At 40.7% G+C, this 5,454-nt stretch carries 4 protein-coding genes; 3 read left to right on the plus strand and 1 reads right to left on the minus strand.

Features of this window, described 5'->3' with window-relative positions:
- The 3 genes from AC1DND_RS18010 to feoB all read left to right on the plus strand — a co-directional run.
- The coding region (locus AC1DND_RS18010) for an outer membrane beta-barrel protein (RefSeq protein WP_477583702.1) at positions 1 to 1,433 on the plus strand (1,433 nt) is incomplete at its 5' end.
- Between the two features lie 97 nt (positions 1,434 to 1,530).
- On the plus strand, positions 1,531 to 1,746 hold the full coding sequence (locus AC1DND_RS18015; protein WP_055913318.1) for a FeoA family protein: 216 nt from the start codon (positions 1,531 to 1,533) through the stop codon (positions 1,744 to 1,746).
- 11 nt (positions 1,747 to 1,757) lie between these two features.
- Complete coding sequence (gene feoB, locus AC1DND_RS18020; protein WP_477583704.1) at positions 1,758 to 3,866, plus strand: ferrous iron transport protein B; 2,109 nt, start codon at positions 1,758 to 1,760, stop codon at positions 3,864 to 3,866.
- Between the two features lie 716 nt (positions 3,867 to 4,582).
- Here the strand turns inward: feoB and AC1DND_RS18025 are convergent.
- Positions 4,583 to 5,059, minus strand: a complete 477-nt coding sequence (locus tag AC1DND_RS18025; protein WP_025145395.1) for an Lrp/AsnC ligand binding domain-containing protein — start codon at positions 5,057 to 5,059, stop codon at positions 4,583 to 4,585.
- Positions 5,060 to 5,454: the final 395 nt, after the last annotated feature.

A 5,454-nucleotide genomic window follows, 5' to 3' on the forward strand; every position in this document is an offset into this window, starting at 1 on the left:
ACAATAACGATGCTGATAATTACAATACAAATCCTGAAACCAGAAAAGAAAACGGAACTACCACTCAAAAAACGACCGACCAGTTTAACGATCAGGAGAGCGAGTCCATCAACCAGAATACAAGATTGGTATATACCGAGCCCCTGGATAAAACCTTGAGCCTGGAGTTTAATTATCAGAACGGTTATAACCACAATACATCCGATCGTTTTACCTATAATTTCAATCCAGCTACCTTACAATACGATTTATTGGATGAAACCTTTAGCAATGCTTACGAAAATACCATTTTAACCAACTCGGCAGGTTTTAGCTTTAATAAAATGGCGAAAAAATACAATTGGAATGTCGGTGTGGCGGTTCAGAATACTGATCGCACAAATAACAATATCAGTAAGGGATTTGTACTCAAGCAGAACGTTTTCAACTATACGCCCTCGGCCATGTTCAGGTATAATTTTAGCAACAGTAAACGCATGGTGTTTAACTATAGGGGCAGCACAAACCAACCAACCATTCAGCAGTTGCAGCCGATCCGGAACAATACCAACACACAAAGTATCCCCGTTGGTAACCCTGATCTGAAGCCCGAATTCAATAATACCCTTCGCGTAGCCTACAATACGTTTACCGTCGGAAAAAACAGGTCCTTATTCGTCAATTTAAACCTAACCCAAACTTCAAACCGGATTGCGAATAGCAGTAGCTTAATTCAAAGCGGCGAAGACCAGGGAAAACTGGCTATTACTCCGGTGAATGTAAACGGTGTTTACTCGGGGTCTATTTCCTCTTCATTAAGTTTGCCGATTATGGCAGAGAATAAGCTGAACTTTCATATCAATGTTAGTGGTAGTTATGATAGGGATGTAAACTTTACCAATGCTTTAAAAAATATTACCAATAGCTGGTCTATTACCAATGGTTATCGCTTGGTTTCCAATTTAGATAAGCTCGATTTAACAGCTGGTTTAAATGGTTCGATTAACCGTGCAACCTATTCGGTTCAGCCTAATTCTAATACGCGTTATTATACCTTTAGTCCAAATGTGAGTGTAAGTTATTTATTCCCAGGAAATATCCGCTGGGCAATAGATGCCGATTATAACCAGAATACCGGAAGAGGAGAGGGTTTCGATACACATTTTACACTCGTAAATTCTTACATCAGCAAACAGTTCTTTAAAAACAGGGGAACCTTTAAAGCGGCGGTAAACGATTTGCTGAACGAAAACCAGGGCGTAAGCCGTACAGCCAATAACAATACCATTCAGGATGTAAGTTATAATGTACTGCAGCGTTATTTTATGTTTTCGTTTACCTATTCACTTAACCGCATGGGGGGTAAAAACCGCATCAGGGGAGGCGAAGAGGGTGGCAGGAAGCGTGGAGGTAATGGCGGTGGCGGCTTTGGCGGGGGCAGACAGCGGAACTAGATCATTTTAGGGTAAAGCTGTGTAATTTATATCCCACACACGACTATCTTATTTGGAATAAATCTAAAGAAAGGTTAACTTGCGCCAAATTTAGCACATGAAACTGTCGCACCTAAAAGTTGGAGAAAAAGGAACAATTGTAGCTTTTACAGATTTAGATATGTCTGTAAAGTTAATGGAGATGGGCTGCTTGCCGGGTGAGGTGGTAGAAGTAGAGCGTTTTGCTCCTCTGGGCGATCCAATGGCGATCCGTGTTGCTGGTTATCAGCTTTGCTTGCGTAAAAGCGAAGCCGATGTTATCATTATTCAATAAAAAAGCTGGGTTTGGATATTAAAGTTGCGTTAGTTGGTAATCCCAATACAGGTAAATCTACTTTATTTAACCGTTTAACAGGGTTAAATCAAAAAATCGGAAATTTTCCAGGCATTACTGTTGATAAGAAAACAGGTTTTACAAAACTTGCCAATAGTAAAGAAGCCGAAATAATAGATTTACCGGGAACGTATAGTTTATATCCGAAAAGTGCTGATGAAAGCATCGTTTTTCAAGTACTTGCCGATAAAAAAAACAATAGCCATCCTGATGTTATTGTCCTCATTGCCGATGCTTCCAATTTAAAGCGCAATATGCTTTTGTATTCGCAAGTGGCAGATTTAGGCATTCCTATGATTTTGGCCCTGAATATGATCGATCTTTCGGATAAACAAGGGATCGAGATCAATCTGGATAAACTTGCAGCGAAACTGGGCGTCCAGGTGGTTCCCATTTCAGCACGGAATAACATTGGGATTGACAAACTAAAAAAGGCTATTGCCAATACCAATAAAATTGCCACACAGCTCCAGGATGTAGATGTGAATTTTCTGGCTCCTGAAGCTATTAATGCCATAAAATCGAAACTTAATTCTGATAACGATTATTATGCGCTGCAGGTTTTGCACCAACATGAGCATTTAACTTTCTTTACCGAAAAAGAACAGGAAGAAATTGAAAATATAGAGCAGTCACACCATTTTGAGTCTTCAAAAATTCAGGCTGCAGAAACCATTGCCAGGTACAAACACCTCAGTACTATTTTATCTGATGTGGTTGTTGACAATGGTACCGAAAAGAAATTTTCTTTCAGCGATAAATTAGATGCTATTTTAACCCATAAAGTATGGGGATTTGCCATTTTCTTGCTGATTCTTTTTGTTATTTTCAATGCCATATTTGCCTGGTCATCTTATCCAATGGACTGGATTGAGACTGGTTTTGGTTTTATAACGAGTACCGGTCACGAATATTTGCCGGCGGGCATGCTTACCGATCTGTTATTGGATGGTGTTGTTGCCGGGCTAGGCGGCATATTCGTGTTTATCCCACAGATTGCAATCCTTTTTGCCTTTATATCCATTTTGGAAGATACCGGCTACATGGCCCGTGTTACCTTTATGATGGATAAAATTATGAGTAAGGTTGGCCTTAACGGTAAATCGGTGGTGCCGATGATAGGTGGTTTAGCCTGTGCAGTTCCGTCTATTATGGCTGCCAGAAATATCGAAAACTGGAAAGACAGGATGATTACCATCATGGTTACCCCATTGGTAAGCTGTTCGGCAAGGCTTCCGGTGTATATTTTAATCATTTCGTTAATTATTCCTTCTCAAACCGTTTTAGGTGTTTTTAACCTGCAGGGGCTGGCGCTARTGGTGATGTACCTGGTAGGGATTATTGCTGCGGTACTGGTGGCCTGGGTAATGAAATTCATCATCAAAACCAAAGAAAGATCTTATTTTATCATGGAGCTGCCGGTTTATCGCATGCCAAGGTGGAAAAATGTGTTCTACACCATGTACGAGAAATCAAAAACTTTTGTTTTCGAAGCGGGTAAGGTAATCATTGCCATTTCCATCATTCTTTGGGTAATGGCCTCTTTTGGGCCAGGAAGCCGTTTCGAAAGTATCGATAAAAAATACGAATCTGCTCTGGCCGATACTACAAAAAATACAGATCACATTAAAACCCTGGTGGCTACCGAGAAATTGGAAAATTCTTATGTGGGCATTCTTGGCCATTGGATTGAGCCTGCCATCCGCCCTCTGGGTTACGATTGGAAAATTGGTATTGGTTTAATTACCTCCTTTGCTGCCCGCGAAGCTTTTGTAGGTACTATGGCTACGATTTATAGCGTCGATGGCGGTGATGAGGATACAAGCACCATTAGAGAACGCATGTCTGCCTCGGTTAACAGTCGCACCGGTTTGCCTGTATATACTTTTGCTACCGGCATTTCATTAATGCTTTTTTATGCTTTTGCCATGCAATGTATGAGCACAGTAGCTATTGTATACCGCGAAACTAAAGGCTGGAAATGGCCGGTTATCCAATTGGCTTATATGACAGCCATGGCTTACGTTGCTGCGCTTGTTGCTTATCAACTGTTGAAATAGTGTTGTCTTTTTTCGTTTGTCATCCTGAGCGTAGTCGAAGGACTTTTTTATAAATATGATTATTAAGGTTAGGAGAGCAAGGCCTGTATAATTATTTGAGTTTCCTCCCGCTTTCCGTTTTACTTATCCCGATGAAATATCGGGATTGCGTGTTCACTCCAATCGGGTCTAGGTGGCTCGTTAGGTGGTGCTATTTTTGGCTGGGTGCTGTATAAACCTCAGTTCCTAAACCCGGTAGTAGCGGCAGCCCGATTCTTCATCGGCTATAGCGAATAACGGGACTACTGTTCCCGATTAATATTGAATGCTCATTTTCAAATAAAAAATTATATAAAAGCTATTAGGAGCGCAGCRCCTGTAAAACTATCTGGGTTTTTTCCCGCTTTCCGTTTTACTTTGCCTGCGGCTTCGTGTTCACTCCAATCGGGTCTAGGTGGCCAATTGAGTGCTGCTATTAATGGTTTGGGGCCTAGCTACACAAACCTTTGTTTCTAAACCCGGTAGTARCGGCAGCCYCCTCCCGATTTYACATCGGGATTYATCGGRGCTATAGCGRATAACGGGACTACTGTTCCCAAAATCCCACTCAGCGTTCATTTCCTGATTATTAAGAATGACCAATAGCATTTTACCATATAAGGCATATGAGATCATTTAAGCTTCGTGTTCTTAATGAAATCTTTTTGCTTTAGTCTTTTACCTTTAGTCTTTCTGCTCTACCCCAGTTCAATCTGACGCTTAATGCTCTCTTCTAACGAGATTAAAGTCTCCGTACGCTGAATACCGTTCACGGCCTGTATTTCTTCGTTTAAAACGTGGCGTAAATGATTGGTATCCCTGCAGATAATTTTGGCAAACATACTGTAGGCACCGGTAGTATAATGCAATTCTACCACTTCTTTAATTTTGCTCAATTGTGCAACTGCATCTTTGTACTGGATTCCTTTCTCCAGGTAAATACCCAAAAAGGCACAGATATCATATCCAGCCTTCTGCGGATCAATGATTAAGTGCGAGCCCTTAATAATGCCCATTTCCTGCAGTTTCTTCATCCTAACGTGTATCGTTCCGCCCGAAACAATCAGATCTTTGGCGATTTCTGTATAAGGTTTAGTGGCATCCTGCATCAATTGTTTCAATATATCGATGTCGAGGTTGTCAATTTCTAAATTGGAATTGTCTTTTTTAAGCATATTTTTGAATTATGATAAGCGAATTTACGAATATTTATCAATATTATAAAAATAAAATTAAATGTTTAAAATATTTGCAAGGTATTGGTTGTTCCTTTACATTTGTATCAAGCAATTAACAAAAAGGAAACGTTCTTTCRAAATTGCATAACATAATGTAGGGTGGTGAAACAGGCAGACACACCTCCTTGTCTCGGTGGCGGAGAATAATGGGAATATACCGGTTTCGGTACTAACCACTCCTTGAAGGTTCGATTCCTTCCCCTACAGCGGCTTTAGTCCTAAGTCAAAAGTCCATAGTCTTTAGTAGACTTACGACTGCAGACTTTGGACTAATGACTAAAATTGTTGGGTGGTGAAATTGGCAGACACGCCTCCTTGTCTCGGTGGTGGGG

Source organism: Pedobacter sp. 01N416 (assembly GCF_056399685.1).

Bases quoted from the DNA above. Each gene is read 5' to 3' on its own strand.
- AC1DND_RS18025 (WP_025145395.1), bottom strand. From the start codon at position 5,059: ATGCTTAAAAAAGACAATTCCAATTTAGAAATTGACAACCTCGACATC.
- AC1DND_RS18015 (WP_055913318.1), top strand. From the start codon at position 1,531: ATGAAACTGTCGCACCTAAAAGTTGGAGAAAAAGGAACAATTGTAGCT.